Here is a 26,339-nt window from a genome sequence, read left to right on the forward strand (position 1 = left end):
TGCCATAAGATTGGCAGCTTTTTTTATATAAAATCTAACTTTTTCTTTACAAAACATTATTACTCCCTCAACAAAATCTTATTAAAATAAAAGCTAATATCTCCATATATATGTAAACGAGGGAGGAGAATTTTCATGAAGGTCAGTGGATTATATAAAATAGAATGTTACATTTTTAAAGGAATTAATCGCTACTTTGATCAAAAAACATTAAACATCTTTTTCAGCAATATTACCCATATCGGTGGTGCTACTTTCTCCATTGCACTTACACTTTTCTTTTTAATTTTTGCAAAAGGGACTTTACACCAAGCAGCAATCGCTACTGCTATTTCTTTAGCAATTAGCCATATTCCTGTACAAATATTAAAAAGGTGGTATCCACGAAAACGTCCTTATTTAACAATTCAGGATGCGAAATATCCAGTCCATCCATTAAAAGACCACTCTTTCCCGTCTGGTCATACAACAGCCGTTTTCTCTGTCTTCATTCCATTTATTTGCTATAATCCAAGCTTACTTGCTTTCCTATTACCGTTAGCATTATGCGTCGGTATTTCACGTATTTATTTAGGACTTCACTATCCGTCAGATGTGTTCGTCGGCATGTGCCTTGGCACTTGCTCTGGCATCATCTCTTTTTATCAATTCATCCCACTTTTCACATAAAGGAGTGATATGATGAGAGTCGCCATTTTTACCGATACTTTTACGCCACAAGTTAACGGGGTTGCGAAAACGTTAGAACGATTAACAAGTTACTTTCAGAAAGAACAGATCGCCTATTCTGTTTTCGCCCCTCAGCATACAGCTGAAGATAATTTCGTAGCTAATGTGAACAAGATGAGAAGTATCCCGTTAACAATATTATATCCAGAATGTCGCTTTTCTTTTCCTACTCCGCGTATTAAACGGGAACTTCATTCCTTTAAACCTGACATTATTCACATTGCCACACCTTTCAACATGGGACTTTGTGGACTGTATTACGCCAAAAAGTTAAACATCCCAGTTGTCGGTTCTTATCATACTGATTTCGATGCGTATTTACGCTATTACAAAATTGAATTTCTCTCCAATATGCTTTGGAACTATTTAAAATGGTTTCATAGTCATATGCAAAAAAATTTTGTTCCCTCCTCTGAAACATTACATCAATTAAAAAATAAAGGCTTTCAGGCCCTCTCCATTTGGGGACGTGGTGTAGATTGCACACTCTTTCATCCAGCTTACAATACAGACCTATTCCGAAAAAAATATAATATTACAGCGAAGTACGTTCTTTCCTATGTAGGACGAATTGCTCCTGAAAAAGATATTGATACGTTGCAAAACCTTATCGTTAAAACATCGCATACTCGAAACGACATTCATTGGCTCATCGCAGGAGACGGACCTCTAGCAACAAATTTGCGTGAAGCTGTTCCACAAACAAATGTCACTTTTACTGGCTATTTACAAAGTGCAGATTTAGCTGAAGCATATGCTTGTTCTAACATAATGGTATTTCCATCAGCTACTGAAACATTCGGAAATGTCGTACTTGAATCACTCGCATGTGGCACACCTGTCATTGGTGCAAATAGTGGCGGGGTTAAAAATATTATTACAGATGGAAAAACGGGAATTCTTTGTCCCCCTAAAAATGAGGATGCATTTCTATCATCCATTTATTCTTTATTGCAAAATGAAGAAAAACTTGAGCAGATGGGAATAGCAGCTTCATCTTTTGCAAAATCAAAAAGCTGGGATGAGATCTTTCGCGGCTTACTTAACCAGTATGAAGAAGTCCTTCAGCATACCGCATCAGAGTTACTTGCTTGAACAGAAAAACTCCCTTCAAAAAACGAAGGGAGTTTATTACACACTTGTAAATTTTAGTTGAATGAATGATACATAAGGTGAAATATCATTTATTTCCATATTCATTATAGCAAAAATAAACATAACTAAACAGACTTGTAATAAAAACCCATAAAAATTAATATATGGTTATACAGTGTTTTTGCTGTATAATGATTTTAAGAATTCCCCTTAAAATCAACTTACTCACATACCTTTATACAGCAATTGTTCCCCAATTCTGTATATCAAAAAACCTTTCATTCATTTGAAAGGTCTTTTTGAGCCTGCACATATTCTTCTTTTGTATTTACATTTATAAACCAATCTGTATTCGCTTGTACATCTTCTCCAGCAACATACTTCACATTACATTGTGATAAAAGCTGCCCCATACTTCTTTTCTCTTCCTGAAGTAAAGCATAAATCTTTTCTTTCACGCGGTTATGATACGCTGCAAATAGCGGCTGTTTTCTTCCATTAATAATAGGTACAACTGCATCATATTCATTGCTCGTTTGCTCCAGTAAAATGGTAAACCATTCATGCGAAACATTTGGCGCATCGCAAGGCATAATAGCATACCAATCTGCTTCTATGTATTCCATTCCTGATACAATACCGGCCAGCGGTCCATTCCCTTTATAGTGCGGGATATCTTCTATAACAGGAACTTGTACGAATTGCTCTACTCGCTCTTTTATATCAGAATGACTAATGACTACAACTTCTTGGAGCGCACTTGTCATCTCTTTCAAAATATGCTCAATAAAAGTACTACCTTGCCAGCTCGCTAACGCTTTCGGCTCACCAAATCTACTCGACATACCGCCCGCTAATACAATTCCAGCCCACCTACTCATTGGCGATGTAGCTCAAATGTAATATGGCCTAATTCCGGTAAAATTAATTTATTCATCGCAAGGCGAACCGCCCCGCTCGATCCTGGCATCGAGAAAACTACTTTGCGCCCAATTGTACCCCCAATCGCTCTACTTAACATTGCGCTGCTCCCGATATCTTCTAAATAACTAATCATGCGGAACAACTCACCAAACCCGACAATCTCTTTATCTAATAGAGCTGACACTGCTTCAATTGTTACATCACGCTTCGTAATACCAGTACCGCCATTTGTTAATACAACATCTACATCTTCCTTATGATAACCAGCTAACACTGCTTGCTGAATACTTTCTTTATCATCTTTTACAATTTCATAAGAGGTTACTGTATTGCCCGCTTCTTTTAACAATTCATGTAATAGTTGTCCGCTCTTATCCGTTTCCTCCGTACGTGTATCGGAAATCGTAACAATCTTGCAACGCACTTCTTTTGGGGCTTGTTTTTTATGTTCAGTTACACTCATTTTTTATCTTTCCTTTCTTAAAGACTTTTCTTCATTTTATCATACATATCTTTACACAATTATGTATGAAGCCAATCATGCGACATGATACAATATAAGTATACTAATCCATAAAAAGGAAAGTGCACTTTCTTATACTCCTAGACTACACATCTTTAGCTACTCCTTATATTTTCTACATAATAGAATTCAATTTTAAAACTTGTACTAAAAAATAAATTGGAGGTCTACATATTATGGAACTATATAAAAAATTAACAACAACATTTATCCTCTTATTCATCGCTTCAATCACTGTCGGCTTTTCCTTAAAAGGCGCAATTCCATACGCTACATTAGTAAGCATTATATTCGCGACACTATTTTTACTAAGCAGTGCCTTTTGCGCAGGTAAAGCACGTCAAATGAACGGTTGATTACATATGTTCCAGAAGAAACCCACCCTTTGTAAATCATGTAAAAAGGAAATACAAACGTATGAAAAGGCTTGGATTCATATGCCATTTCCAGCAAGTGGCATGACTAATATGAAAAAGTATATTGAGCTAGATGGAGAAGTATATTGTAGTTCATGTATTCAAATTGTAAGTAAAACGAAATAAAAAAAGCTTTGCGCTCACCGCGCAAAGCTTTTTTTCATATATTATAGACCAGCTTGCTCTTTTAAAGCTGCAGCTTTGTCTGTACGTTCCCATGAAAGATCTACATCAGTACGTCCGAAGTGGCCGTAAGCTGCTGTTTGTTTGTAAATTGGGCGACGTAAGTCTAGCATTTTAATAATACCAGCTGGGCGAAGATCGAAGTTGTTACGAACTAGTTCTACTAGTACGTCTTCAGATACTTTACCTGTGCCGAATGTATCAACTGAAATTGATACTGGTTGTGCTACACCGATTGCGTATGCAAGTTGTACTTCTGCTTTGTCAGCAAGACCAGCTGCTACGATGTTTTTCGCAACATAACGAGCTGCATATGCTGCAGAACGGTCAACTTTTGTTGCATCTTTACCAGAGAATGCACCGCCACCGTGGCGAGCGTATCCACCGTAAGTATCAACGATGATTTTACGTCCTGTTAAGCCAGCATCACCTTGTGGTCCACCAATTACGAAGCGGCCAGTTGGATTAATGAAGAATTTCGTTTCTCCATCCATTAATTCTGCTGGTACTACAGCTTTAATTACGTGCTCTTTTAAGTCGCGATCGATTTCTTCCCATGTAACATCTGGGTGATGTTGTGTAGAAATTACGATAGTATCAACACGTACTGGTTTACCATTTTCATCATACTCAACTGTAACTTGCGTTTTTCCATCTGGACGTAAGTATGATAATGTATCATCTTTACGTACTTCAGTTAAACGGCGAGCTAATTTGTGAGCAAGCGAGATTGGAAGTGGCATTAATTCTTGTGTTTCATTACATGCAAAACCAAACATTAAACCTTGGTCTCCTGCACCAATTGCCTCAATCTCAGCGTCAGTCATTTGACCTTCGCGTGCTTCTAGCGCTTGGTCAACACCCATAGCGATGTCAGCAGACTGCTCATCGATAGATGTTAAAACAGCACAAGTTTCTGCATCGAATCCGTATTTTGCGCGTGTGTAACCAATGCCTTGAATTGTTTCACGAACGATTTTCGGAATATCTACGTAAGTAGAAGTCGTAATTTCCCCCGCTACCAATACTAAACCAGTTGTTACAGTTGTTTCACAAGCTACACGTGCATTTGCGTCTTTTGATAAGATCGCATCTAAAATTGAATCAGAAATTTGGTCACAAATTTTATCTGGATGTCCTTCAGTTACAGACTCAGATGTGAACAGATGACGTTTTTTTGTCATGTGGTAAACCTCCCTACAGTAATTGTATATATTGTACGGAACTCATCCTTAATTTGCCACAAACTGCGACATACATTTATTCTCCCACACAAGCATACAGAAAAACCTTTCCTACTTTACATAGAGGAAAGGTTTAATTTGCTACTTGCATACTGCTTTTTGCCCTTCGCTCTTATCGTTCGAGACCTGTAGCCTCGCACAGGTTTTAGCACCTATTCACCTGCATTTATCAATACAAGTGAGGTTGCTGGGCTTCATCGGGCCTGTCCCTCCGCCAGCTCGGGATAAGAGAGTATCCGTCCCAACCTATACTAAAGAAATGATATTCATTTGTCAATTAATATTCACATTTTCCTGAAAGTTTTTCTCAATACGCCTAAAATGAAATATTAATAGGGAAATAATACATTCACACAAACAAAAAGAAATAAATAGTATACATTATTTATATAATTGTGTTATACTCTTGTTGGGGATTACGAGAAATATTTCATTAAATGAAAAGGATGGTATATAAATATGAGTACTGTGAATGTCCAAATTGGTTTACACGAATTATTGAACGGAAGCAATGCACAGATTCAACTAAGTGTTCCGCAATTAGTGGAAAAAGTATTAATGCGAAATGAAGGGAAATTAACTTCTACTGGTGCCGTTTCTGCTTCAACAGGAAAATATACAGGACGTTCTCCTAAAGATAAATTTATTGTGAAAGAAGCATCGGTTGCTGACAAAATTGCTTGGGGAGCTGTGAACCAACCGATTTCTGAAGAACATTTTAATAAATTATATACTAAAGTTTTAGAATACTTAAAAGAAAAAGAAGAGTTATTCGTCTTCAAAGGATTTGCAGGCGCTGACCGCAATTACCGCCTACCAATTCAAGTTATTAATGAATATGCATGGCACAATTTATTTGTACATCAATTATTCATTCGTCCAACTGAAGAAGAATTAACAACTCATGAGTCAGGGTTCACAATTGTTTCTGCACCGAATTTCAAAGCTGATCCAGCTGTTGACGGTACAAACTCTGAAGCATTCATTATGGTTTCATTCGAAAAACGTATTGTACTAATTGGTGGTACAGAATACGCTGGAGAAATGAAAAAATCAATCTTCTCTATTATGAACTTCTTACTACCTGAACAAGATATTCTTTCTATGCATTGCTCTGCAAACGTAGGTGAAGAAGGTGACGTAGCACTATTCTTCGGTTTATCTGGAACAGGTAAAACAACCTTATCTGCTGATCCAAACCGTAAATTAATCGGTGATGATGAGCACGGTTGGTCTGATAACGGTGTATTCAATATTGAAGGCGGTTGCTATGCAAAATGTGTAAACCTTTCTCACGAGAAAGAACCACAAATTTTCGATGCAATCAAATTCGGATCTGTTTTAGAAAACGTTATCATTAATAACCAAACGCGTATCGCAGACTACAACGATACTACTTTAACAGAAAATACTCGTGCTGCATACCCTATGCATGCGATCGACAATATCGTACTGCCAAGTGTTGCTGGACACCCAAATACTATTATTTTCTTAACTGCTGATGCATCTGGCGTATTGCCTCCAATCAGTAAGTTATCAAAAGAGCAAGCTATGTATCATTTCTTAAGTGGTTACACTAGTAAACTAGCAGGAACAGAGCGCGGTGTTACATCTCCGCAAGCTACATTCTCAACTTGCTTCGGTTCACCATTCTTACCACTTGATGCATCTCGCTACGCTGAAATGCTTGGTGAAAAAATCGAGAAACACGATGCGAAAGTATTCCTAGTAAACACTGGCTGGACTGGCGGCGAATACGGCGTTGGTAAACGTATGAACTTAGGTTATACTCGTGCAATGATTCAAGCAGCATTAAGCGGTGAACTTGCAAAAACTGAAACAGCTAAACATGACATCTTCGGTCTTGAAGTTCCACTTCACGTACCAGGTGTACCTGACGAAGTGTTAATGCCTGAACAAACTTGGGCTGATAAAGCTGCTTACAAAGCAAAAGCAATCGAGCTTGCAAATGAATTCAAAGAGAACTTCAAAAAGTTCGAAAGCGTTTCTGAAGATATTATTAACTTAGGCGGCCCAATCGCTTAAATTAACACTTTCTGTTGGAATAACCCTTTACTCATATGAATAAGTGTCGTGTAACCGTAAAGTTTCGCGTACTCACCGACAAAACCCAATGCGGCTTAACGGTTACACACACTTACATAAAAAAGAAGCTTACGTTTTTACGTAAGCTTCTTTTTATATCTTATATAAAGTGAAACGTTAATCTCTTCATCTGTGACTTAGTTCAATAAATTACAGAAAATTCATTTTATACTCATTCATTTTTAGTTTTTTATGATACAATTTACATATACAGGAAAGGGTGAAGCCTATGAAAAATTTTTCTCGTGCAGGAAAAATTTTATTCATTTACGGAGCGATCCAAATTTTTTGGGGACTTGTAATGCTTAACGTTAATTTATTTGAGCATACAAGTGAAACGATAAAATATATTATTCTAATTATCGGAATAATTTGTTGTATTATATCCAAATTTTTTAAAGAACATAAAAGTCCTACTAATACGTGATTTCATGTTAACTTATTAGAAGCAGAAACCTGCATTTCAGGCAAAGTTTCGCTTCCTGTTGTACTATCCATCACTGAATCACTTATCCCAGAGTAAACCTATTTCCACAGGGACAAATCACGGTTTCGAACATATAAATTATATCCCTACTCATTACATCTCTCTGGTTTCACATCGCATGAGGCTAAAAGAGGCTCTGACCGCTTCTATCCCTCGCTGGATCCTCTATTCCATCCAAAAGAGGTTTTTTATCTTTTTATCTTTTTTAGCTCTTCGTTAATTCTTTCTCATCTTTCATGCTATAGTATCCTAAATTCACAACGATTAAGAAATAACCACCCATAATCCCTACTGCAAATGCCCACATAACCATGTGGTGCTCAATTTCGTACATAATAATAGCACCCAAAATGGCAGCTGCAAAACGGTTAAACATACCGAGTGTCGGTGCTTTCGTCTTCTTTACAATACTATCTCCAAGCTTCTCAATTCTTCTCCCTAAAAGCCAAACGCAATACATACTTACAATAAGCCCAATTCCAGCGCCTAAAAAGTGGGCTGAAAACGGTGTTAACATCCAACCTAGTAACAAAATACCTAGTATATAATACGATTGGATTTTAAATGATCTTAGTGACATACTAATCATGCTGTACCTCTCTTCATTCGTTCTTATCTATTCAACAAAAAATTTCTTTCAAATTCATATTCCTTACATCCATTTCACTCAAATTAAAAACAAAATAAACCGTATGTTTATGTTGTTTAAATGTTTTTAGGAAATAATATTATACAAGATTTCGAACATCATATTCTCATATTTTGTGACGGTTTTCCAAACTTTTTTCGTCCATTTATGAAAAAAATGATATCAATCTATGAACATACGGATATGATGTAATAAGCACACAAATAAAGGGGGCGTCTAATGATTTATTTTTTAATGGCTCTCATTCACCTCATTATCCCTGCACTTATCGGACTTTCATTGTATTGGTACACGAAAAACCATAGCATTTTTTACGCTGTCCTCGGTGTTCTTCTTCCAGGTATTATTCTTATTACACTCTTCCGTATTCCATTTTTAAACTTAATTCCACTTATTACTGCTATCTTATTTCTCATCTTCTTACCAAAAATAAAAAAATAGGAAAGCAGATCATAGGTGATCTGTTTTCCTATTTTGATATAGGTTCCCCCGCAGTAGAATGAACTTTTACTTTCTCTGATTTCACAAACCATAGACCGAAAAAAATGATAATTCCACCGATGATTTGTTGAAACGATACATATTCATTTGCCCAGATAGCTGCAAATAAAACAGCTACAAGCGGCGTTATATACATATATACCATCGTATGTGACGCCCCAATTTTTTGAACACCAACATACCACATGACTAAGCCGAATACTGTTACAAAGAAAATGGAATATAGTAAGGCGAATAGTGTCATTCCGTGTGTAATGTGAAATGGCATTATAAATACATATGGTCCACTTAACAATAAAAGCGGAATCGCGCCAACTAAGGCTGACCATGCGGTAACACGTAGTGCTGAATATTTTTTAATTAATGGTCCTGCTAAAACAGGATAAAGCCCCCAGCATATTGATGTAATAAGTCCAATTCCATTGCCATAAAAAGAACTAGCAAGTGAATGTCCTGCTACTAAAACTAATGCTGCACCACTAAAGGCAATGATAGAACCTATGAGCTTTCGAGAAGAAAACTTTTCTTGTTTCAGAAAAATCGCAAATACAGTTGTAAAAATAGGTGAAATAGAAATGAGTAAAGAGGCATTTGTAGCGGATGTATATTTGACAGTTTCCATAAATAACGTTTGATACAGTACAATACCTACAACGCTAACGATGATTAATCTAGGTATATCCTTTCGCTCCATATAAACCGACTTTTCAATAAAAAAAGTAAGAAGTAACAGGAGCGGTGCCGCCGCCATCATACGAAGTGCGGTAAACTCAATTGTTGTAAATTCTAAAAGTCCATACTTCGCAATTGTATAGTTAATCCCCCAAATAATAACAACACTTAAAATTAATAACTCAATTCCCCATCTTCTCATGCGTATCCCCTCCGCAAAGAAAATTATACAGAAAATTCAATCATGTGTACATTTCATTATGTGAAAAAACTTTTTATTATATGAAACGTTTTGGTAAATGAAATTATATTGGCGCAACTCCATTTATATCGGCGACTTCCCAAATATATCGACTTATAAAATAAAAAAAGGTGATTCCAAAATACATTTTGGAATCACCTTTCCTTTACTATACTCGAACGTGTAATTTCATATTTGGATTATAAAACTGGCTTGGGCTCTTCAACTGAAAAGTTCCTCCACCTTCATGCCAATCAACCGTTAACTTATCGTCCATAAATACAAGCTTTGTACGATCAGCGATAAAATTCATTGTGCTTGATTCAATATCCACATCGCGCTCATCTTTCTCTGCTACAGCTACTAAATCGATGATTCCGCTCATGACACAACCGCAACCCTCATTATCGTAAAATAACTTTATATATTTCGCTTCACTTGGAATCGTATCCATAATCTTTTTATATGCTGCTTCTGTTACAGTAACGTACATATGTTAATCTTCATCCTCTCTTCTCTTATCATTCATATATTGTATCACCATTTTTCTTAAAATTTATATACAGAAAATTAAGACTAATATACAATGTATGTGATAAAGTTTCAGCAATCGAGCTTTTATGAGTAGTTCATACAGGAGAAAGGAGGTTTGCTATCCGTGTTCAAACTACAACGATATCCTATTTTATTAAGTCTATTTGGTAGTTTCTTCATTTCTAGCGAAATGCTATTACAGCATGTACTTCCCTATTCTCCTTCTATCGGCTGGATTCTAGGCTTTATTTGTTTCCTATCGCTTCTTATTTCGCTACGAAGAATACAAACAACTCATAAAGCAAGAATCATCTTAAGGAGGATTATTAAACATGCCAGCCTTAAAAAAAATAGAGCAATCACTCGATCACTTATTTCAAATTGAAAAATACGGAAAAGATAGTGCCTTTAGTCGATTTATCCCAGCCGTATATGATCCTATCAAATTTCCTTGGCAACAATTTTTCGAAGCAAATTTTGTAGATTTATTTAACGGCCTTATGATGCACGGATCTGAAAATGTAAACAAAGTATTTTTAGCTGTATTCCCTACAGATGACGTTCTTGAAACATTCATTTCACAATCCACACCCGGTGATTTACTCTTTATGCACCATCCCCTTGTAATGGAGTGCGGTGATCCAATTGGAAGATCAGGCCGCGGTTTCATACCAATTCCTGAAAAATATTTGCAAGGAATAAAAGAAAAACAACTTTCTATATATACATGTCACGTACCAATGGATTTTCATCAAACGCATGGAACGAGTATTTCAATTGCAAAAGCATTAAACGCTACTGTAGTGGACGACTTTGCATATGGAGGTCCAGAACAAGAACCAGTTGGCCTTATTTGTGAAATAGATGAAACATCAACAGAAGCACTCCAAAAACATCTAAAACAACTCTTCCAGATCCCTTACACAGACTTCGAAGGTAAACGACATGATTCCATCAAAAAAATCGCAATTATCGCTGGATGTGGCGATGTTGTATCTTTAATGAAGGAAGCAGAAAAAAAAGGTGCCGAAGCATATATTACAGGAGAAATCCATTGCCATATCGACAATGATTACGGGCGACATAAATACTCGCTCATTATGGATTATGTAAAAGAAACAAATATGTCTCTAATTGGGGTGTCACACTCTGCCTCTGAATATTTAGTGAAAGAGACATTGATGTATGATTGGTTTAAAGAGAATTTTGATGTGGATGTTATTTTGCTTCCTCAGGAGAAATGGTGGCTCTAACGCTATCATTTTTAAATTTATATACACAATACAATTGACCACAGAAAAATAGATAAATGAGAAAGTACATGTACCAACGTAAATGCTTTCGTTGTGCCAGAAAACGAACCTACTGTTAGCACCGAATTTACTGGTGCTAACAGTATTACAGCTGGAAACCTATTTTTGAGAGAGTATACAACCCCTCTTTATATTCATGCTGCAAGTGCTGTATATTCTGTTTTTCTCATTACTGATATATAGCAATTCATTCCATAAAAAAAGACCCGAGATTCGGGTCAACAAATAGAAATATAAATGAACTACAACAAATAACAGACAAAGCCATTATATATTTTTCATAGTAAAACATCCATTATTTTCTTTTTACACTATCAATATATTATTTTTCGTTATCGTCCTCTTTTTTAGAACGTCTACCTAAGAAGAACACAAGAACTAATAATATAATTACCAGTAGTACTCCGCCGATAATGTAATATAGCGTGTAGTCTTTTTTCGCTTCTACCGCTGTATCATTTAACTTATCGGCTGTCTTTCCTTCAATTGTAAATTTCTTCGTCCATTCCCACTTTTGATCGCCATCAGTGGCTTTCACTTCTACTCGGTACATTCCTGGATCAAACGCTTTGTTTTCCCAGCTAATAGCGTAATCAAAGTTTGAGTTTGGCGCCATTCTTAAATTTTCTTTTTTCGCTTCAAATAAAACGTCTGTACCTTTTTCTTTATATACCTTTGCATCAACACTTAAATTTTTTAACATTGCTGGCTTTACGTTTTGTAAATTTGCAGTAACAACGTTACGCCCGTTAATTTGTGTTGGCTTTACTTCGTTTAATTTCATGTCTGGTTTTACTTCAGCATCCGTCTCTTTTAAAACAACGCCAATTGCGTATGCATATTTATTTTCAATTTGCACACCTTCATCTTTTTTCTTTGCATTCTCATCTTCTTTTTCTTTAAAGTATAAACCACCTAAAATAACACCATCAAACGACTCACTTGGCATTTCCAAGTTTATATCAACTGTCACTATGCTGTTAGCTGGGACTTTCGTTTCTTTTGGCATTTTAGCAATTTTAGAAAACGGATATTTCAAAGTAGAATCCGTTTTTGGTTCTACTGTACTATAATCTGTAATACCATTGCTATTCGTAATTGCTGTATTAGCAAACGATTCTACCACAACTTCTTTATTCGTATCATTTTTCATTTGGACTTGAATTGTTTGCTTTTGTCCAGGTTGCATTTTCAAATCAAAATACGTTTGATTTTTATCAATTTGATTTTCTGGTATAACTGCTGTCACAGCGAATTTCATTTCAGCCGCATATACTGAAAAAGCGTTTACCATGAAGAATGTAATTAATAGTAAGCTAGTAAATAGTTTTTTTACCATCTCTTATGTAGTCCCCTTCATATCCATTTTATAGACAAGAAAGAGATAAGGTTAAAGCCATTCCCTTATCTCTTCTCATTTTCCTCTTTTATCTTAAAATTCCTCTTACTTACATAGGAGCGTCTGTTAGTTCCCAAGTTAGTGAAGTTGTGTATTGTGTTTGTTCTTTTTTCGTTTTACCTGGTACAGATAACTCTACGCTTTGTTTCGCTTCTGTTGCATCTTTACCAAACGTATTTACCCATGTACCCATACCTTGGTTTTCTTTTGCATCGATTAAATCAGATGCTGCACCACTTGGATTTAATGTGATAGATTGTTCTGCTGTTGGTGCGTCGCTACCTGCGTTTGATTTCAAAGCTGAATTTTTTAATGTTAATGCTGCACCATCCAACGCTTTATCATCTGCAGTTTTGAATTGACCATTTTGTTTTACTGTTAAATGCCATCCAGCATTTGTACCACGATTATCTGTTACTTGAACGTAGTTCGGCACGTCAATTACAGAACCGTCTACTTTTTTCTTTACTTTATCTAATTCTGCAAAGTAGATTTCGTTATTCCCTGATGCTTTTTGTGTTTTAAAGTTGAAGTTAGATACATAATCAATACTTAGTGGACCATCTGTACCTTTTTTATCTGGATCAACTGGATCTACAGTTTCATCTGGATTCTCTGGATTAACAACATCAATTTTATCTGTATTTTTCTCGAATTTAATAAATGCTTTTGAGTCTAATTTCCCGCCATCTTTCTCAGCTGCAAATGCAGACGTCCCTACTGATACTGATGATAATGTTACCGCTCCAATTAATGCTATTTTTGCTAGTTTCATAGTTTTATACCCCTTTATAATCTTTTTTTAAAATTCAGTCATTCTTAATTTTCAATCTTGTATAAGCTTAGTTTGGTGTATCTTCTAAAGTCCAAGTTAACTCAGCTGAATATTTCGCACCTTTTTCTTTCGCCGTCGTACCTGGTACGAATAAGCTCACACTCTGTTTACCTTGTTCTGTTCCTTTACCAAATGCAGTCGTCCAATCACCCATACCTTTATTCTTTGCGGCAGTAGTAATTTCCACCGCATCTCCACCTGGAGCTAGCGTTACTTTATTTTTAAATGTTGTAGGTGCATATTGTGCATCAGTTACAGAATTTACAGCTGGGTTACTTAAGCTTAAAGCTGCATTTGTTAACTCACTATTACCACTTTTAAATTGTGCATTTTGCTTTACTTTCAATTTCCATCCTGCATTTGTACCACGGTTATCTGTTACAGATACGAAGTTAGGTACTTCAACTGTTTTGCTCCCTTGTTTCACTTTATCCAATTTTGCAAAGTACGTTTGATCATTACCAGAGATAACTTGCTCGCCGAAGTGTAAGTTAGAAACGTAGTTAATACTTAATGGACCTTTTGTTCCTTTTTCATGGTCATCAGGGTTCTCTGGTGTAACTTTTTCATTTGGATTTTCTGGATTGTTTGGATCTGTTGTGCTTGTATCTTCAATAAACGTTACATCGGTTTTTGATTTCATATTTGCTTTCTCTTCCGCAAATGCTGAAGTTCCTACTGCTGCAACTGATGTTAATGATACTGCACCGATTAATGCTAATTTTGCTAGTTTCATATGTACCTTCCCCTTTTCTCTGTTTTCATCTATTTTTTATTTTGAATACACTTGCTTTCCCCTAATTCTTTTGAATACATATAGAGATAAAACAATCGAAAACAATCCTATATATTGTTTGAAGTCCCGTGTCTGGCCTCCTGTTTTCGGTAAATATTTATCTCCATTTTTATTTTTATCAACTGTCTCTTTTTTTGTATTTATCTTTGTCGGATCAGTTGATGTATTTGGTGTATAGCTATTCGAAAATGTAATACCCGCTTTTGAATTCGTACTTGTAGCCGTTACTACATTTGCCATAAGAAACGGCACACATATAACTGTGGAAACGATAATACCAACTATTTTTTTCATTACTCTCTCCTTTCTAAAATTTATATATTTCATATATTTTTAGAGAGGAGCATCGGTTAATGTCCATTCTAGCTGTCCAGCATATTTTGTATTTGCTTTGACATTCGGCCCTGGTTTTACTTGTAAATGAATTCCCTCGTTTTCCTTCCAATTTAATGAAACCTCCTCGTCGTTTTTAGAAGTATACGAGAATGCTTCTATACTAGAATTACTTAAAGGTGTATCCTTTCCATTTCGTTTGTAAATCAATGCTCCCGTCAATGTGTCATTTTGCGCTGAAGTTAATGGTGTAATTTCCTTTACATATACACTCCATTTTTGCTTTTTAACACGATTATCGGTTACCTTTAAAGAATTTGAAATCGCCTTCGGTGTGTATGTCGTTGTTTTCGATGGAATTGTTACATCCCCAAAGGTAATTTCTTTTGGTACGTCTACTAACTTTAAAGTCCCATCAACGACAGTAACCGGTACTTGAATCTCCGCTTGTACACCTTGCTTCGTTTCAATTACAACCGTTACAGTATGATTCCCTATTGTTTTTGTATCCGGAATATTGATTAACTTCATTACTGATATTGGTTTATCTACATCCAAATTCGTATCTACAGATAAATCTGTCACAAATTTAGAAATATCCATTTTTGTTAAATCTGTTCCTTGCACTACTTTTTGTGGGACTGGTTTCCCAGTCGGAATACCTTTATACCTTATTTTTGCGATTCCATCTCGATTACTATCTTGCCCATTCTTATCGTCATCTAAATAGTTTTTAGCTGACACCGGTATTTCAAGATAACCATCTTTATAATATTTCATTACATCAGCACCTTTTACAGGAGAACCTGTAATTGTCATCTCGTAAATTTTCCCGTTGAATTCTTCTGTTTTTAGCGCATTTGCTTTCGCAACCGCAGTGACCTTATTGTTTTTCCTGCTAATATCAAAGAAGCTACTTACATCATCTCCACTTTCCACATCTTGAATGGAAACATCATTCACAGTAAAATCCTTATTCACTTCACTTTCTAATACAAAAGATTTCGCATAGTGAATATCTTTCGATTGAGCAGGCATATTTTGATATACCTTATAAGAAAGTTGACGGGAATTATCTTCCACGATATCTCCTATTACACTTGGAGCTGGAATTTCAATTTGTGCAATCGCTAATTGGTCGTATGATACATTAACACCTGAAGCATTTAATCTAACTTCTAGCGGTAATTCTGTTAAATTATCAAATGTAATTGTCATATCTGCTTCTGGAGTAGCTACTGGGCCTGCTGTTCCAGAAAACTCTATTTTATTATTCCCTTTGTCTTGATACCTAATTGAACTCGTATCATACACGTATAAATTCGTTAAATGACTACCATCATTACGTAACGTTACATTTTTATAACTATTTATCCTTTTGAAATTCCACATTGCCGTTAATGGTACTTTTTTACTTGTTCCGTGTTCATAAAATTCAAAGGAAGCATTATAAGTTTGTCCTGACCTTCCGTTCCCATATAATTGTAAAAAGTTTTTTGCATCACCTTTAGTTATTGGTGTTTTAACATCTACAGATGAAGCTGTCATAGAGTGAATATTAATACGGACATCAATCCATTTCCCTTGATATTCACCAGCTTTTTTTACTAATACGTACTGTTCTCTATTTGAATTTCTAAATGTATATTGACTTTGACCAGTTCTGTCATTGCTACTACCCTTTACCTCATATGTTACTTGTGGGCTCCAAACAAATCTAAAAGCATATTTACCCGGGATAGAAGGCCCTTCACCTGTTCTATTATTTATTACCTTTACATTTGGATATCTAAGAATACTTGTAACAGGACTAGCAGCTAGTAGAGATTGGCTCTTTAATACCTTCTCAGCTTGAATAGCAGGTAATTCCTGATTATTTTCGTTTACCTTATTGCTCTCTTTTAATTCATTTTCCTTTGATACGAGTTCTTCATTAACCTTTTCTTTCTCTAAAGTATTCGTTTCTTTTGGAACTTCAGCATTAGTAGGCTTTATTTCTTGTTTTTTATTTTCTTCCGATACTTTTACTTTTTCATTTTTTTCTTTTTTCACAACTTCCTCTGAAGCCTTTGGATTTTCATCAGAAATAGCTACATTTAAAGCCTCTTTTTTCTCTACAACATGTAGAGAAGGAGATTCAATTTTCTTTTCATTCCCTTCAAACTTCACTATCGGTTCAAATTTGTACTCTCCAGCTTTTTTCATTTGAATGACTACATATACGTCACCGATAAAATTACTTTGTTCATTCTTTTCAATTTTTACAATGTGATCTTCTGTTACTGAAATGTTTTGAATCGCTTTATTATTTTCATTCATTTTTTTCGTTTCTTCTTCATTAAAGAGCTGCTCATTAGATAATTTCAGCTCGATATTAGCATCTTGTTTATTTGTATTTGTAATCTTTAATACTACATTTTCATCAACTTTTATTTCTTGTTTATCCATATGAACGATAAAACGTCCTTGCTCGTCATTTGTAACCGCATAAACTTTCGTTGCAGAGTAGTCTAGCACACCAACTTGTGTAAATAATATTCCTCCAGCGAGAAGTATACGCCCAAATTTCCCTATTTGATTTTGCAATGTACTTCCCTCCCTCGCTTTTTATGCACCGAATATTCCGAACATTAAATGTATTAATCGACTAAATTTACAATCATAATGTGTATTCTGAAAAAATAAAAAGCCTGGTTGCCTTTTCGATTTTCATATATCACAACATGTGTGAAAATCCAAACTGCAACCAGACTATCATAGTAATTTTCATTACCTTAGACTCTTAGCTTTGCGACCTATCCTTTCGAACAGTGTGCCTATTTATTTTTTTTGAGACAACAAAAAGTCCAGTTGCCTCTTCGATTTTCATACACACAACTATGTGTGAAAATCCAAACTGCAACCAGACTATCATAGTAATTTTTATTACCTTAGACTCTTAGCTTTGCGACCTATTCTTTCGAACAGTGTGCCCATTTATTTTTTTTTAAGAAAACAAAAAGTCCAGTTGCCTCTTCGATTTTCATACATACAACTATGTGTGAAAATCCAAACTGCAACCAGACTATCATAGTAATTTTCATTACTTTAGACTCTTAGCTTTGCGACCTATCCTTTCGAATAGTGTGCCAAATATAGGAATTTATTTATCGTGTTTTGAATATACCATTAAAACCCAAAAAAGAAAATAGTTTTTTCAGAAAAAAATAATTAATTTTTATAGTCTAAATTCCCCCCGGAAAATCCATAATGAAAACTTTCAAAAAACATTTTGATATTAAAAACACATCATACATTCTTTATAGATAAAGTGAAACTTTAATCAGCCCTCACCAATCGGGCTGCCCGGCAAATAGCGGGATAAAATAAAAAAACATCACTTCCAAATAAGTGATGTTTTTTGTAGTTAATGCAGTGGTAACATAACCTCAACCGTCGTTCCAACCCCAACTTCACTTTCAAAACTCATTTTACCGTTGTGATCTTTAATAATTTTTTCTGTAACTACTAAACCTAGACCAGTTCCTGTTTCTTTCGTTGTATAAAAGGCTTCGTTTAACTTTGGAATTTTATCTTTCGGAATGCCGCATCCCTCATCTTTCACTTGAACGATGATTCCTTCTTTTACAGTAACTTTAATCGTAATTGTTCCGCCAACTGACATTGCTTCAATTGCATTTTTAATTAAATTAAAAAAGACCTGTTTTAATCGTTTTTCATCACATGTAATTGATGGTAAGTCTTTACTGTAAATACCTTGTATGTGGACTCCTTGTTTTAAAGCAGGCTTTTCCATAACTCGAATAACATAAGAGATAATTTCTTGTATGTTATGAGTTTCTGATTCTAGTGATTTAGATTTCTCAAATCCACTAAGTTCTGTAGCAATTATATGAATCCGATCTACTTCTTGTTTCATAATATCACTATAAATTTTATCCTCTGGATGCTTGTCTGCTTGTTTATTCACAAGTTTTTTTAAGTTTGCTAAAGGTCTTCTAATCTTATAACCAATAACCGTTGCCATCTTTCCAACAGCTGCTAGTTTTTCTGTTTGTTTTATTTCTTTGTCCATCATCTCAAGCGTACGAACGTAAGACTGAACCCTCAAAAATATAATCCAACATATAATAGTAAATACACTATATAATGCCATTGGGATTAAAACGAGAGAAGATTGAATAATGATTCCTGTAAAAGCGTACTTCCCGACAAGTATCGCTGGAACTAACCAGAAATATCTTTTATTCACAAAGATTGGTGCAAACAAAATAAAAAATACTTCTACTATATTTCCACCGTCAAATTCCGCATCGCTACCATAATAAATCATAATGTTGTGGATACAATCTAATACATTATAGCCAATTAGAATAATATACTTTACCGCAAAAACATTCTTCCATTTCATAAAGTATATTCCAATGCAAAACAATACTACCATCAAAAAGTAAAGCCATAAACCTAAACCATCTTCAAACTTTCCTACGCCTTCTTGCTCTCCCGCGATCAAAGGTACGATAAATTCATAGGCAAGATCATACACAAAAAATATAATAAAAAATAAACTTAAAAATACTTTCAACGCCTTTATTTCTTCATTTTTAAATATATAGCCTTTATTCATATGGTAACTCCTAGCTTTTCTTCCACTTGAATTTCAGTATTTCCACACTTCCTTGGCAGAATAATGTCTATTCTCGTTCCAGTATTTCTTTCACTTGAAATATGTAACTCACCAAGGTGCTCGGCGACAATTCGATTCGCTACTGTAAGACCCAGACCAATTTTATCTTGTTTCGTTGTATAAAAGGCCTCTGTAACACGGGCTAAGTTTTCTTGCTTAATACCATGACCATTATCAATTAAGCTGATCATCACATACTCTTTCCCTTTATTTTCTAACCGTAAATGTAATATGCCACCTTGCTCCATTGCTTCTAAAGCATTTTTTATCGTATATAGAAAGACTCCTCTTATTCTTCGTTCATCACATTCAACTTCTATTGTTTGTTCTCCCACATTAGAAATAAGCTGCACATTTAATTCATTCATTTTTTCGCGAAGAGTTGTTGTTGCTTGTAATACAATTTTACCTAGATCATGTTTCTTATAAATAGAAGGCTTGCATGTAGCAACTTCCATCAACTCACTTATCATATTATTCATATTTTCTATTTCAAAGATCATACGTTTATAAACAGGATCCTCTTCATGCTTCTCTCTTTGTAATTGCGTAAATCCTTTTAATGAAGCGAGTGGATTTTTAATTTCATGTCCAACCGTCGCTGCCATTTTTCCGATTACTGCTAATTTTTGTGATTCACTAGCAATCGCAATACTTTCCTTTACAGCTGAAAGATATTGTAAAAATCGGTTTAAAATGATATATGCAGCTATTAACATAAGTGTACACATAATAAGGAACATAAATGCTTTTATTTCCTCTAATACAAATAAATAAATTAAATATTTTCCTACAATAGAAGAAAGTAAGATTACATAAAATTTTTTATTTAAAAATATGGGTACAAAGAAAATGAGAATAATTTCTATTATATTTGTCGCATCAAACGCCGCCTTATTATAAAAATATACGAAAATATATTAGCGATTTCTATCCCTATGTATGCAAATATCCATGCATATTTAACAAGGTTTGCCTTCTCTTTTTTCATTAAATATATATTCACGCACAGTATTGCTACTCCGCAAATAACTTGCCATACTATGTTGTATCCCTTATCCATTATTGATTTATTGTCTAATACAATTGCATAGAAAATTTGATATACAATAACAATAACATATAACACCCATAAAAGGATTTTTGCATTCCTTTCTTCTTCTTTATATGATAGAAAACTTTCTTTCACTTCAACACCCCTTCAAAATAATATCTCGAAGAATACCATTTATTATAATAAATGATTTTCATAGACAAACAAAGATAAATCGCAAATTTGAGGAAAATCATCCCAACGATGCAACATCTTCATGCTATATACAAGCATAAAAACCATAAACAATAATACGTATATTATGGGAGGTGTTTTTATGGACGGCAAAAAAAATAAAAAGATAGAACAACTCCAATCTTTCACGCGTGAAAATGAAGGAAAGGAGATGACAACAAATACAGGTGTTAAAATTTCAAATGATGAAAACTCTTTAACAGCTGGAGATCGTGGCCCTACCCTTCTAGAAGATTTCCTTATGCGAGAAAAACTTTCTCACTTTGACCGTGAACGAATTCCAGAACGAGTCGTTCACGCACGAGGATACGGAGCACATGGCATTTTTGAGTTATATGAATCTTTAGAAGAGCTAACAATGGCCCATTTTCTACAAGACCCTTCAAAAAAAACACCGCTTTTCATTCGTTTCTCTGAAGTAGCTGGATCAAAAGGAGCAAATGAAACGAATCGAGATGTAAGAGGATTCGCCGTTAAATTTTATACAGAAGAAGGAAATTTTGATTTAGTAGGAAACAATATTCCCATTTTCTTTATTCAAGATGGCATTAAATTCCCTGATCTTATTCACGCCCTTAAACCAGAGCCGCATAATGAAATTCCACAGGGACAAACAGCACATGATACTTTTTGGGACTTCATCGCCAATAATCAAGAATCAGCTGCAATGATGATGTGGATTATGTCCGATCGTACAATTCCAAGAAGCTTTCGAATGATGCAAGGATTTGGCGTTCATACATTTCGTTTCGTTAATAAAAATGGAAAGTCACGATTCGTGAAATTCCACTGGAAGCCAAAGCTCGGCGTTCATTCGTTAATTTGGGATGAAGCACAAAAACTAGGTGGTGCTGATCCAGATTACCATCGCCGTGATTTGTGGGAAAATATTAATGCTGGAAACTATCCTGAGTACGAACTTGGCATTCAAATTTTAGAAGAAGAGGACGAATTTAAATACGGCTTCGATATATTAGATGCAACGAAAATTTGGCCTGAAGAAGATTTTCCCGTTAAAATCATTGGGAAAATGACCTTAAATCGCAATGTAGATAATGTATTCGCTGAAACTGAACAAGTGGCACTACACCCTGGAAGTATCATTCGTGGTATTGACTTTACCAATGACCCTCTCTTACAAGGTAGACTCTTTTCTTATACAGACACACAATTAGCACGCGTTGGTACAAATTATCAAGAACTACCGATTAACCGTCCAATATGCCCATTTCATAACAATCAAAGAGATGGTGCATCTAAATATATAATCGACAAAGGAAACGTTGCCTACCATAACAATTCCTTAGCAAATAATTCTCCTTATACTGTACCTGGGACAAAGGGGGGGTTCGTTACATATCCTTCTACTGTATCTGGTCATAAAACAAGGGAAACTGCTGCTAGCTTCAAAGACCACTTCTCTCAAGCTCGTTTATTTTGGAATAGTATGAGTCACGTCGAAAAAATCCATATTATACAAGCTTTCTCCTTTGAATTAGGAAAAGTCAAAAGTAAATCTGTCCGCCAACAAGTCGTTGATATGATTGGACATATTAGTACAGAATTGGCTACTTTAGTTGCAGAAGCTCTCGGAGCAAAAGTCCCAAATGTGCAAGAATCCAACGTTACAAAATCATCTCCAGCACTCAGTATGGCAAATACGACCTTTAGTCCTAATACATTACGAGTAGGTGTCATTGTTGCAAATGGATATGATGGGCCAAGCGCACAATATATAATAAATCAGTTCAAACAAGTAGGTCTTCAACCAGTGATCGTTTCCGAACGATTAGGCATAGTGCAGGGGACGTCAAATGGACATTGGGAAGTAAATGATACTTTCTTAACAGGCTCACCACTCCTTTATGATGGATTACTTCTTATCGGCGGAAAGATGGATGATCATTTTCTTAACAAAGCAAGTTCCTTTGTCGTAGAATCATATAATCACTTTAAGCCGATTGGCTCCTTCCAAAACGGCTCTTCTATTATTCAATCTTTAAATATAGAAGGAAAGCCTGGTGTTTTAATAGAACAAGACCCTACGCGACTAGCAAATGAATTTATTAAAGCTATGACAAAACAACGCTTTTGGGATAGAGCATATTCATAAAATAGGGGGACATTTATGTTTGTTACTGTCGAGAAAGATGTGCATATTTTTGTGCAAGACGTTAATCCTGGTCCAGGTAGTAAGACTGTTTTCTTCGTTCACGGATGGCCTTTAAATCATCAAATGTATCAATATCAACTCAATGTTTTACCAGAGCATGGCTTTCGCTGTATCGCCATGGATATACGAGGGAATGGGCAATCTGATAAGCCATGGACTGGTTACACGTATGATCGATTAGCCGATGATATCGCAATTGTTCTAGAAGCACTCGAAGTAGAGAACGCTACATTAGTCGGTTTCTCAGTTGGTGGTGCTCTTTCTATTCGCTATATGTCTCGCTATAATGGGCGCCGCATTTCTAAGCTCGCATTAATTGACGCTGTCTCCCCCTCTTTCGTTAAAAATCAAGAGTCCCCTTACGGTGTACCGAAAGAACAAGCAGATGCTCTCATTAATCAAATGTATGCTAATTTACCAAAATTTTTAAATGATGTATCTTTATCCTTTTTCAATAGAAACTTAGGAGCTGCAACCCTTGAATGGTTTTCTTATCTCGGTATGCAGTCCGCTTCTTATGCCCTTATCAAAATTTTACAAGCAGCTGCAAATGAAGATGTAACGAAAGATTTAAATAAAATTAACGTCCCAACAAAAATCTTCCACGGCGTTCACGACCAACTAATTCCTTACAAAAGTGCTGAGCTTACGCAACAACGAATTAAAAATTCTCAGTTACATGCTCTTACAAATAGTGGCCATGGTTCACCAATCGATCAAGCGGATGAATTAAATAAAGAGCTGATAAAATTTTTACATGCATAACAACTGCAATACAAGATTGAAAGTTAACATAATCGATTTTTTACAAAACATAAAATTCACACATTTCTAACAAATATACAAATAAAACGATTACATTTTCATATATACTAAATGTACAAGTAATACTCCCTAAACCCAGCTTGTCTGGTTACCCCGTTAAATACTATGAAAAAAGAACTTGTATCGTTATACAAGTTCTTTTTGTTTCTTTTATTAAAAGAGGATTTCTTTGCTATATTGATTTCCAACGAGTAAATCATATTGAAGCATTTTATATTGCTCTAACATTTCTTTTTGTTTCTTTGTTAAATCATTGATTACTTCCCCATTTTTATCAACTTTTAATTCATCTCTAAGCACTGGTATTTCCTTGTAAAGTCCCGATAAAAATTGATAAAATGAGGATTTATTTAATCCTGCATAATCAAAAATAAGATTAGAAAAATGAATTGGGCTTACTAAACCTAAATTATCATTTGGCATATCAAAGTTTGCATACATTAATAGCGGCGTTTGCGCCATTGCTAAACGTTCACTCGGTGTTTTTTCATTCGTTATATACCCATTTTCTTTATAAAAAGATTTATTTGTTCCTAATGATGGAAGGTGATCTCCAAAGAATACTAATAATGTAGGTCTATCTAAATTATCTAGTTGCTCTATTAAATATTGAAGAGCCTCATCTGAACGTCTTAACCCTTCTGTATACGTCTCTAATTCTCCCTTTGATTCTTCATTTTCTAGCCCGCTAATTTCTATTAGATTTTCACCAAATCGGCCCTCTGTAAATGGAAAATGATTTTGCATCGTAACTGCATGAATAAATGTAGGTTGTTTTTGTTTCTCTAACTCAGCAATTATCTCTTCACTCATCGCTAAATCACTAATATAATCTCCATCAATATCCACATTTTCCATCGTGTCCTCTGCATTAAACTTATCAAATCCTAACACCTTATATACATCATCACGTTTAAAGAATGTGCGTCCAAATGAATGAATTGCACTTGTGTAATAGCCTTCTTTTTTCAAAGCCGTCGGGATTGATGGAATTTCTTTCTTATTTGTAATAACCTGCTGATATGGTATAGAACCTGGCTTTAACAAACTCATTGAATAACTCGTTAATGCCTCAAATTCAACGTTCGCCGTATTTCCCCCAAATGTAGGAGAAATAGTTTGTCCACCAGGAAAGTTTTCTATATAATGATGTAAATTTGGTACAGGATCTTCACTAAAAGAAAGGTTGGTTACTTTCGTCGGATCCCAAAACGATTCACTCATTACAAAAATAATATTCGGTTTCTCTTTTTTCTTTTCGTTCCCTATATTTCCACTATATTGTTTTTTTATATCGTTTGCTATTTGAAGCATATTTTCTTTAGAATAATTTTTTGGTTTTTCCATAACTGTTGTATCTAAATTGCTAATAAACCCCAGTACAAAACCATTTGAAGCATAGTTCTCATTTTGATTCCACAAAACAAAATCTACACCTGATTTTTGAAATACTTTATTCATAAATGTATTCGCAAAATTACCGTACGCATATAGAACAAAAATAGATCCTACTACTAATAAGGCTCTTATTCCTAGATGAATCTTTACATTTTGAATATACCTTCTCATATATATCCCTGCTACAATACAAGCCACGATACTTACGATAATGATTAAAATATAACTCCAGCTAAAATAGTCCATCACCATCGGTATAACAGATTGCATATGCGTAATTTGTGTGAAATCAGAAGGATATAACGGATCCCCTCTGAAAATAAGCTTCAAATAATTCACAATACCTAAAATGACTAACGTACAGCTAGATAAAACCATACTTAGAAAAACCTTACCTATTAAATTATATACAAGAATATATATTGCATAAATTACTACAAAACTTAATATAAACTGCATATTATAAATGTAAATCCAATTCATTGTCTCTATGAAACTCATATTAACTTGCATTACAATATAAAATAATGCTACTGCATGAGCTAGCAAAAATAATATAAAATGCACTCGCAGGGATACCCTAGGTATAGACATCTCTTTTTTATTGAAATGCGTAATATAAAATGTTATGCCCCATATGAAAATCATCATAACACTTAAAATAAGCTTTTGATTTAAATGATCTTTCATCATGTCTAAATTAAAAACCTTTAAAATCATAAACAGCATAGTTATTACTAATAAAGTCACCATACTACTTATAATGCTAGAAATTAATATACTTCTTTTCGGAAGATGAAAAAGTGTAGAACCATACTTCAATTCATTCCCTCGTTTCTATGTCTTAATTTCCCCCGCATCGAAAGAACTATTTCTATTAAAATAACATATATTACATATTTCGTCTGTATACTTGCTTCTATTATAAATGTATTGTCTTAATATTCCCTTAATCAACAGTTAAATTGTGACATACAAATTACTCATT

The 26,339-nt window shown here is 34.8% G+C and carries 23 protein-coding genes, 1 pseudogene and 4 riboswitches; of the genes and pseudogenes, 10 read left to right on the top strand and 14 right to left on the bottom strand.

Annotated features, from left to right (window positions below):
• Positions 1 to 135: 135 nt before the first annotated feature.
• Both BCG9842_RS23600 and BCG9842_RS23605 read left to right on the top strand, forming a co-directional pair.
• Positions 136 to 669 (top strand): phosphatase PAP2 family protein, encoded by a 534-nt coding sequence (locus BCG9842_RS23600; protein ID WP_000868582.1) that lies wholly within the window; start codon positions 136 to 138, stop codon positions 667 to 669.
• Between the two features lie 12 nt (positions 670 to 681).
• Positions 682 to 1,824: a glycosyltransferase family 4 protein gene (locus BCG9842_RS23605; RefSeq protein ID WP_001261652.1), complete on the top strand. Its 1,143-nt coding sequence runs from the start codon at positions 682 to 684 to the stop codon at positions 1,822 to 1,824.
• A gap of 278 nt (positions 1,825 to 2,102) precedes the next feature.
• Here BCG9842_RS23605 and BCG9842_RS23610 read toward each other — a convergent pair whose 3' ends face one another.
• Together BCG9842_RS23610 and BCG9842_RS23615 are read right to left on the bottom strand one after the other, a co-directional pair.
• On the bottom strand, positions 2,103 to 2,705 hold the full coding sequence (locus BCG9842_RS23610) for a molybdenum cofactor guanylyltransferase (protein WP_000092359.1): 603 nt from the start codon (positions 2,703 to 2,705) through the stop codon (positions 2,103 to 2,105).
• Positions 2,702 to 3,211 (bottom strand): MogA/MoaB family molybdenum cofactor biosynthesis protein, encoded by a 510-nt coding sequence (locus tag BCG9842_RS23615; protein WP_000117139.1) that lies wholly within the window; start codon positions 3,209 to 3,211, stop codon positions 2,702 to 2,704. The genes BCG9842_RS23610 and BCG9842_RS23615 overlap by 4 nt, the downstream gene beginning before the upstream one ends.
• 236 nt (positions 3,212 to 3,447) lie before the next feature.
• Between BCG9842_RS23615 and BCG9842_RS23620 the strand changes: the two genes are divergently transcribed.
• Together BCG9842_RS23620 and BCG9842_RS23625 are read left to right on the top strand one after the other, a co-directional pair.
• Positions 3,448 to 3,627, top strand: coding sequence for a hypothetical protein (locus BCG9842_RS23620; RefSeq protein ID WP_000424798.1), 180 nt, complete (start codon positions 3,448 to 3,450; stop codon positions 3,625 to 3,627).
• A 6-nt stretch (positions 3,628 to 3,633) separates the two neighbouring features.
• Positions 3,634 to 3,813 carry a hypothetical protein gene (locus BCG9842_RS23625; RefSeq protein WP_014895354.1) on the top strand — a complete coding sequence of 60 codons (180 nt, stop codon included), beginning with the start codon at positions 3,634 to 3,636 and terminating at the stop codon, positions 3,811 to 3,813.
• 41 nt (positions 3,814 to 3,854) lie between these two features.
• Here BCG9842_RS23625 and metK read toward each other — a convergent pair whose 3' ends face one another.
• Entirely contained in the window at positions 3,855 to 5,054 is a 1,200-nt protein-coding gene (gene metK / locus BCG9842_RS23630; protein ID WP_000163117.1) for a methionine adenosyltransferase, read from the bottom strand.
• Between the two features lie 169 nt (positions 5,055 to 5,223).
• A riboswitch (SAM riboswitch) is annotated at positions 5,224 to 5,345 on the bottom strand.
• Positions 5,346 to 5,573: 228 nt separating this feature from the next.
• On the opposite strand from metK, the gene pckA reads away from it, so the two are divergent.
• Together pckA and BCG9842_RS23640 are read left to right on the top strand one after the other, a co-directional pair.
• On the top strand, positions 5,574 to 7,160 hold the full coding sequence (gene pckA, locus BCG9842_RS23635) for a phosphoenolpyruvate carboxykinase (ATP) (protein ID WP_000108813.1): 1,587 nt from the start codon (positions 5,574 to 5,576) through the stop codon (positions 7,158 to 7,160).
• Positions 7,161 to 7,449: 289 nt separating this feature from the next.
• Positions 7,450 to 7,647, top strand: coding sequence for a hypothetical protein (locus BCG9842_RS23640; RefSeq protein ID WP_000788101.1), 198 nt, complete (start codon positions 7,450 to 7,452; stop codon positions 7,645 to 7,647).
• 265 nt (positions 7,648 to 7,912) lie between these two features.
• On the opposite strand, the gene BCG9842_RS23645 is transcribed toward BCG9842_RS23640, so the two are convergent.
• Positions 7,913 to 8,296, bottom strand: a complete 384-nt coding sequence (locus BCG9842_RS23645) for an ATP synthase subunit I (protein ID WP_000624926.1) — start codon at positions 8,294 to 8,296, stop codon at positions 7,913 to 7,915.
• A 279-nt stretch (positions 8,297 to 8,575) separates the two neighbouring features.
• Between BCG9842_RS23645 and BCG9842_RS23650 the strand changes: the two genes are divergently transcribed.
• The gene (locus BCG9842_RS23650; protein WP_000639042.1) at positions 8,576 to 8,797 is read left to right on the top strand and encodes a hypothetical protein; all 222 of its coding nucleotides are present in this window, start codon (positions 8,576 to 8,578) and stop codon (positions 8,795 to 8,797) included.
• A gap of 28 nt (positions 8,798 to 8,825) precedes the next feature.
• On the opposite strand, the gene BCG9842_RS23655 is transcribed toward BCG9842_RS23650, so the two are convergent.
• Both BCG9842_RS23655 and BCG9842_RS23660 read right to left on the bottom strand, forming a co-directional pair.
• The gene (locus BCG9842_RS23655; protein WP_001255421.1) at positions 8,826 to 9,731 is read right to left on the bottom strand and encodes a DMT family transporter; all 906 of its coding nucleotides are present in this window, start codon (positions 9,729 to 9,731) and stop codon (positions 8,826 to 8,828) included.
• Between the two features lie 208 nt (positions 9,732 to 9,939).
• On the bottom strand, positions 9,940 to 10,263 hold the full coding sequence (locus BCG9842_RS23660) for an iron-sulfur cluster biosynthesis family protein (RefSeq protein ID WP_000289570.1): 324 nt from the start codon (positions 10,261 to 10,263) through the stop codon (positions 9,940 to 9,942).
• Positions 10,264 to 10,636: 373 nt separating this feature from the next.
• Here BCG9842_RS23660 and BCG9842_RS23665 point away from each other — a divergent pair, with 373 nt between their 5' ends.
• Positions 10,637 to 11,557: a Nif3-like dinuclear metal center hexameric protein gene (locus tag BCG9842_RS23665; protein ID WP_001111119.1), complete on the top strand. Its 921-nt coding sequence runs from the start codon at positions 10,637 to 10,639 to the stop codon at positions 11,555 to 11,557.
• 382 nt (positions 11,558 to 11,939) lie between these two features.
• Here the strand turns inward: BCG9842_RS23665 and BCG9842_RS23670 are convergent, their stop codons facing one another.
• From BCG9842_RS23670 to BCG9842_RS23700, 7 genes and pseudogenes are all read right to left on the bottom strand, one after another.
• Positions 11,940 to 12,956, bottom strand: a complete 1,017-nt coding sequence (locus BCG9842_RS23670) for a DUF916 and DUF3324 domain-containing protein (protein WP_000239426.1) — start codon at positions 12,954 to 12,956, stop codon at positions 11,940 to 11,942.
• Between the two features lie 109 nt (positions 12,957 to 13,065).
• Positions 13,066 to 13,791 carry a WxL domain-containing protein gene (locus BCG9842_RS23675; RefSeq protein ID WP_000761506.1) on the bottom strand — a complete coding sequence of 242 codons (726 nt, stop codon included), beginning with the start codon at positions 13,789 to 13,791 and terminating at the stop codon, positions 13,066 to 13,068.
• 67 nt (positions 13,792 to 13,858) lie between these two features.
• The gene (locus BCG9842_RS23680; protein WP_000761529.1) at positions 13,859 to 14,587 is read right to left on the bottom strand and encodes a WxL domain-containing protein; all 729 of its coding nucleotides are present in this window, start codon (positions 14,585 to 14,587) and stop codon (positions 13,859 to 13,861) included.
• Positions 14,588 to 14,623: 36 nt separating this feature from the next.
• Positions 14,624 to 14,941 carry a hypothetical protein gene (locus BCG9842_RS23685; protein WP_000724871.1) on the bottom strand — a complete coding sequence of 106 codons (318 nt, stop codon included), beginning with the start codon at positions 14,939 to 14,941 and terminating at the stop codon, positions 14,624 to 14,626.
• 39 nt (positions 14,942 to 14,980) lie between these two features.
• A complete protein-coding gene (locus BCG9842_RS23690) occupies positions 14,981 to 17,566 on the bottom strand; it encodes a WxL domain-containing protein (protein ID WP_001180906.1) in 2,586 nt (861 codons plus the stop codon).
• A 152-nt stretch (positions 17,567 to 17,718) separates the two neighbouring features.
• Positions 17,719 to 17,807, bottom strand: a riboswitch (cyclic di-GMP riboswitch).
• 67 nt (positions 17,808 to 17,874) lie between these two features.
• A riboswitch (cyclic di-GMP riboswitch) is annotated at positions 17,875 to 17,963 on the bottom strand.
• 68 nt (positions 17,964 to 18,031) lie between these two features.
• Positions 18,032 to 18,120: riboswitch (cyclic di-GMP riboswitch) on the bottom strand.
• Between the two features lie 266 nt (positions 18,121 to 18,386).
• Positions 18,387 to 19,607: an ATP-binding protein gene (locus BCG9842_RS23695; protein WP_001032631.1), complete on the bottom strand. Its 1,221-nt coding sequence runs from the start codon at positions 19,605 to 19,607 to the stop codon at positions 18,387 to 18,389.
• Positions 19,604 to 20,856: pseudogene (locus BCG9842_RS23700) on the bottom strand (ATP-binding protein). Before BCG9842_RS23700 ends, BCG9842_RS23695 begins: the two are co-directional and overlap by 4 nt.
• A gap of 181 nt (positions 20,857 to 21,037) precedes the next feature.
• Between BCG9842_RS23700 and BCG9842_RS23705 the strand changes: the two are divergent.
• Both BCG9842_RS23705 and BCG9842_RS23710 read left to right on the top strand, forming a co-directional pair.
• On the top strand, positions 21,038 to 23,068 hold the full coding sequence (locus tag BCG9842_RS23705) for a catalase (RefSeq protein WP_000348754.1): 2,031 nt from the start codon (positions 21,038 to 21,040) through the stop codon (positions 23,066 to 23,068).
• A gap of 15 nt (positions 23,069 to 23,083) precedes the next feature.
• Entirely contained in the window at positions 23,084 to 23,893 is an 810-nt protein-coding gene (locus BCG9842_RS23710) for an alpha/beta fold hydrolase (protein WP_000498274.1), read from the top strand.
• 213 nt (positions 23,894 to 24,106) lie between these two features.
• On the opposite strand, the gene BCG9842_RS23715 is transcribed toward BCG9842_RS23710, so the two are convergent.
• A complete protein-coding gene (locus BCG9842_RS23715) occupies positions 24,107 to 26,173 on the bottom strand; it encodes an LTA synthase family protein (RefSeq protein ID WP_000873640.1) in 2,067 nt (688 codons plus the stop codon).
• Positions 26,174 to 26,339: the final 166 nt, after the last annotated feature.

The sequence above is a fragment of the Bacillus cereus G9842 genome, from assembly GCF_000021305.1.
GTDB classification, from domain to species: Bacteria; Bacillota; Bacilli; order Bacillales; family Bacillaceae_G; genus Bacillus_A; species Bacillus_A thuringiensis_S.

What these genes read in the sequence shown, in the direction of transcription:
- BCG9842_RS23600 (WP_000868582.1), top strand. Translation starts at nt 136, where the DNA reads ATGAAGGTCAGTGGATTATATAAAATAGAATGTTACATTTTTAAAGGA.
- BCG9842_RS23605 (WP_001261652.1), top strand. Translation starts at nt 682, where the DNA reads ATGAGAGTCGCCATTTTTACCGATACTTTTACGCCACAAGTTAACGGG.
- BCG9842_RS23610 (WP_000092359.1), bottom strand. Translation starts at nt 2,705, where the DNA reads ATGAGTAGGTGGGCTGGAATTGTATTAGCGGGCGGTATGTCGAGTAGA.
- BCG9842_RS23615 (WP_000117139.1), bottom strand. Translation starts at nt 3,211, where the DNA reads ATGAGTGTAACTGAACATAAAAAACAAGCCCCAAAAGAAGTGCGTTGC.
- BCG9842_RS23620 (WP_000424798.1), top strand. Translation starts at nt 3,448, where the DNA reads ATGGAACTATATAAAAAATTAACAACAACATTTATCCTCTTATTCATC.
- BCG9842_RS23625 (WP_014895354.1), top strand. Translation starts at nt 3,634, where the DNA reads ATGTTCCAGAAGAAACCCACCCTTTGTAAATCATGTAAAAAGGAAATA.
- metK (WP_000163117.1), bottom strand. Translation starts at nt 5,054, where the DNA reads ATGACAAAAAAACGTCATCTGTTCACATCTGAGTCTGTAACTGAAGGA.
- pckA (WP_000108813.1), top strand. Translation starts at nt 5,574, where the DNA reads ATGAGTACTGTGAATGTCCAAATTGGTTTACACGAATTATTGAACGGA.
- BCG9842_RS23640 (WP_000788101.1), top strand. Translation starts at nt 7,450, where the DNA reads ATGAAAAATTTTTCTCGTGCAGGAAAAATTTTATTCATTTACGGAGCG.
- BCG9842_RS23645 (WP_000624926.1), bottom strand. Translation starts at nt 8,296, where the DNA reads ATGATTAGTATGTCACTAAGATCATTTAAAATCCAATCGTATTATATA.
- BCG9842_RS23650 (WP_000639042.1), top strand. Translation starts at nt 8,576, where the DNA reads ATGATTTATTTTTTAATGGCTCTCATTCACCTCATTATCCCTGCACTT.
- BCG9842_RS23655 (WP_001255421.1), bottom strand. Translation starts at nt 9,731, where the DNA reads ATGAGAAGATGGGGAATTGAGTTATTAATTTTAAGTGTTGTTATTATT.
- BCG9842_RS23660 (WP_000289570.1), bottom strand. Translation starts at nt 10,263, where the DNA reads ATGTACGTTACTGTAACAGAAGCAGCATATAAAAAGATTATGGATACG.
- BCG9842_RS23665 (WP_001111119.1), top strand. Translation starts at nt 10,637, where the DNA reads ATGCCAGCCTTAAAAAAAATAGAGCAATCACTCGATCACTTATTTCAA.
- BCG9842_RS23670 (WP_000239426.1), bottom strand. Translation starts at nt 12,956, where the DNA reads ATGGTAAAAAAACTATTTACTAGCTTACTATTAATTACATTCTTCATG.
- BCG9842_RS23675 (WP_000761506.1), bottom strand. Translation starts at nt 13,791, where the DNA reads ATGAAACTAGCAAAAATAGCATTAATTGGAGCGGTAACATTATCATCA.
- BCG9842_RS23680 (WP_000761529.1), bottom strand. Translation starts at nt 14,587, where the DNA reads ATGAAACTAGCAAAATTAGCATTAATCGGTGCAGTATCATTAACATCA.
- BCG9842_RS23685 (WP_000724871.1), bottom strand. Translation starts at nt 14,941, where the DNA reads ATGAAAAAAATAGTTGGTATTATCGTTTCCACAGTTATATGTGTGCCG.
- BCG9842_RS23695 (WP_001032631.1), bottom strand. Translation starts at nt 19,607, where the DNA reads ATGAATAAAGGCTATATATTTAAAAATGAAGAAATAAAGGCGTTGAAA.
- BCG9842_RS23705 (WP_000348754.1), top strand. Translation starts at nt 21,038, where the DNA reads ATGGACGGCAAAAAAAATAAAAAGATAGAACAACTCCAATCTTTCACG.
- BCG9842_RS23710 (WP_000498274.1), top strand. Translation starts at nt 23,084, where the DNA reads ATGTTTGTTACTGTCGAGAAAGATGTGCATATTTTTGTGCAAGACGTT.